The sequence below is a fragment of the Schnuerera sp. genome, assembly GCF_035459645.1.
Classification (GTDB): domain Bacteria; phylum Bacillota; class Clostridia; order Tissierellales; family Tepidimicrobiaceae; genus Schnuerera.
This window is the reverse complement of record NZ_DATHXO010000064.1, coordinates 1-3,328: the sequence shown is the minus strand read 5'-3', so window position 1 is coordinate 3,328 and position 3,328 is coordinate 1. Positions and strand designations below refer to the sequence as shown.

The 3,328-nt window shown below is 31.4% G+C and carries 2 protein-coding genes and 1 tRNA gene; 2 read left to right on the top strand and 1 reads right to left on the bottom strand.

Annotated elements, in window-relative coordinates:
* Both VK998_RS01615 and spoIVA read left to right on the top strand, forming a co-directional pair.
* Positions 1 to 916: NAD(P)H-dependent glycerol-3-phosphate dehydrogenase (locus tag VK998_RS01615; protein ID WP_325224737.1), on the top strand; the 916-nt coding region annotated here is incomplete at its 5' end.
* 118 nt (positions 917 to 1,034) lie between these two features.
* Positions 1,035 to 2,513: a stage IV sporulation protein A gene (spoIVA, locus tag VK998_RS01610; RefSeq protein WP_325224735.1), complete on the top strand. Its 1,479-nt coding sequence runs from the start codon at positions 1,035 to 1,037 to the stop codon at positions 2,511 to 2,513.
* A 511-nt stretch (positions 2,514 to 3,024) separates the two neighbouring features.
* Here spoIVA and VK998_RS01605 read toward each other — a convergent pair.
* Positions 3,025 to 3,101, bottom strand: a tRNA-Pro gene (locus VK998_RS01605).
* Between the last annotated feature and the right edge of the window lie 227 nt (positions 3,102 to 3,328).

The following is a 3,328-nucleotide window of genomic DNA, read 5'->3' as shown; positions in this document are numbered from 1 at the left end:
AGAATATATAAAAACTCATAATGAAAATAGTAAATACCTACCGGGTATCTCTATTCCTAAAAATATAACAGTAACGAATGATATTGCCGAAGCTATTTACAAAAAAGATATCTTAGTTTTGTCTATTCCATCTCATGGAGTTAGGGAAGTATTAAACAATAATAAAATATTATTTAATAAAGAACAGATAATAGTGAATGTGGCAAAAGGAATTGAAAATGATACTTTACTTAGAGTTTCAGAAATAGTTGATGAGATATTACCAGATAATCCATTTGCTGTATTGTCAGGTCCATCTCATGCAGAGGAAGTCGCAAGAAATATGCCTACTACTGTAGTATCTGCTTCTACAGATAAAAAAGTTGCAGAGTATATACAAGATGTTTTTATGTCTCCATTTTTTAGAGTATATACTAATCCAGATGTAATAGGGGTAGAATTGGGTGGGGCATTAAAAAACGTTATAGCTTTAGGAGCAGGGATTTCCGACGGACTAAAGTATGGTGACAATACCAAAGCTGCTCTTATGACAAGAGGAATTACAGAAATATCAAGATTAGGAAAAGAGATGGGAGCAAATGGTGTTACTTTTGCTGGATTAGCAGGAATAGGAGATTTGATAGTCACTTGTACCAGTATGCATAGTAGAAATAGAAGAGCTGGAATATTAATAGGTCAAGGGAAGACTTTAGAAGAGGCCACAAAGTCTGTAGGAATGGTGGTAGAAGGTATTAAAACAACAAAATCTACATATCAACTAGCTAAAGAATATGATGTAATAATGCCTATTACTAAAGAAATATATGAAGTTTTATATGAAGGGAAAGATGTAAAAAATTCTGTTGTTAATTTAATGTTGAGGGACAAAAAACATGAAATGGAAGATATAATAAAAGGCCAGATAAAAAATTGGTAAAACCTACTACTTGTATAGTAGGTTTTTTTTAATCCCTATCATATTATGAGGTCTAGTACATATATATATAATGTTAAGTATTATTGATTTACATTATGATAGTGAAGGAGGGGGAAAAGTGGAAAGGTTTGACATATATAAGGATATAGCTGAAAGAACAGAAGGGGATATATATGCGGGAGTAGTAGGACCTGTTAGAACTGGGAAATCGACTTTTATTAAAAGATTTATGGAGCTGTTAGTATTACCTAATATTGAAAACAAGTACAAAAAAGAACGGGCTAAGGATGAATTGCCTTTAAGCGGTGCAGGAAAAACCATTATGACTACGGAACCTAAATTTGTACCTAATGAAGCAGTGGAATTGACCTTGAAGGATAATGTAACTTTTAAGGTGCGAATGGTGGATTGTGTTGGATATCTAGTAAAAGGGGCATTAGGGCATATAGAAGATGATATTCCGCGAATGGTTTCAACTCCTTGGTATGAAAAGGATATACCTTTTGAAGAAGCAGCAGAAATTGGTACTAGAAAGGTGATTACAGATCATTCAACTATAGGTATAGTAGTAACAACTGATGGTTCAATTACTGATATAGATAGATCTAATTATATTAAGGCTGAAGAACGGGTTATATTCGAACTAAAGGAATTAGAGAAGCCTTTTGTAATAATACTTAATACTAAACATCCAAATTTAGATAGTACTATAGCATTAAGGGAGAGTTTAGAGGAAAAGTATGGAGTTTCTGTTGTAACTGTTGATTGCTTAAATATGGACATTCAGGATGTGGAGAAAGTATTTGAGAAATTACTATTTGAATTCCCAGTTAAAGAGATTACAATCAATTTACCAGGATGGATTGAAGGTTTACCAAAGAACCATTGGATAAAATCCAGTATATTAGATTATTTGAAAGAGTCTATACAAACTCTACAAAAATTAAATGAAGTGGATTGTTCTCTAAAAGCTCTAAATGAGTTGGATATAGTTGAAGATATCAATATTAAAGTAATCAAGTTAGGGGAAGGAGTTGTTAATGCAGAATTAATTGTAGATGAGGGATTATTCTTTGAAGTTTTGAAAGAAATGACAGGATATACAATAGAAGGTGATTATCAAATATTAGGACTAATAAATAAATTGGCTGAAACTAAGAAAGAATATGACAAAATAGAAAATGCTTTGATTCAAGCAAATGAAATTGGATATGGCCTGGTTAGCCCTAGTCTAGATGAAATGGAATTGGCTGAACCCGAAATATATAGGCAAGGTAATAGATTTGGTGTAAAACTGAAAGCAAAAGCTCCTTCCCTTCATTTATTACGTTGTGATATCACTACAGAAGTTTCACCATTGATAGGAACTGAGAAACAAAGCGAGGAATTGGTTAAATACTTCTTAGGGGAATTTGAAGAAGATCCATCAAAAATTTGGCAATCCAATTTATTTGGGAAGTCTCTCTACGATTTGGTTAATGAACAATTACAAGGGAAACTGAATACAATGCCAGATGAGGCGAGAAATAAGATGAGAAGAGCATTAGAAAGAATAATCAACGATGGTAGTGGTGGATTGATTTGCATTATTGTTTAAAATTAGATATTGAAAAATATATTTGGTATATTTAATTTTATTCATGAGAACGAGTGGTTTTTATACTACTCGTTTTTGTATTATAAAATAAAAAAATCGGGGACTAGCCCCGATAAGTGTAAAAGATTAACATCTTCCACCAAACATATTACAATTACAAAAAAGAACTACTAGTAGCAAGAAAAAGAATAGCAATGAACTGTCACTTTCACATCCTTTTCTACCTAATAAGTCACTCAAAATAAGCACCTCCTAATTATACTTTCAATAGGCTAAATACAATATACGAGGTTTATCAATAAAACTTCTAGTGCATATATAGCTCTTACTAAGCCTAATATATATTATGATAAAAACGGGAAAAGGTTAATACTGAAATCTATTTTTTATCAATGAACAGCAACGATCATATAACTTGTTTCAACTTTAGCAGGTAATTACAAATAATATGGTAAGTAAAAAAGGGTAATGTCAATTTTATAGCATTACCCTAACGTACTTAAACGTAAAATGGTCGGGATGACTGGATTCGAACCAGCGACCCCAAGTCCCCCAGACTTGTGCCCTACCTGACTGGGCTACATCCCGATTTACCAAATATTATTATATATCATATTTTAAAATTTGTAAAGTAGGTTTAACCTCAATAAAAGATATGGTATACTTAGTATAAAATAATATAATATGGAGGTAGTTTAAGATTTGTTGACGTATATTCAAAGAGTGTTAATATTTTTATTAGCAATTAATATATTAGGGTATATATTAGTTGTACTAAAAGAAAAGCTTTATTTAAAAAACAATTTAATAATTAT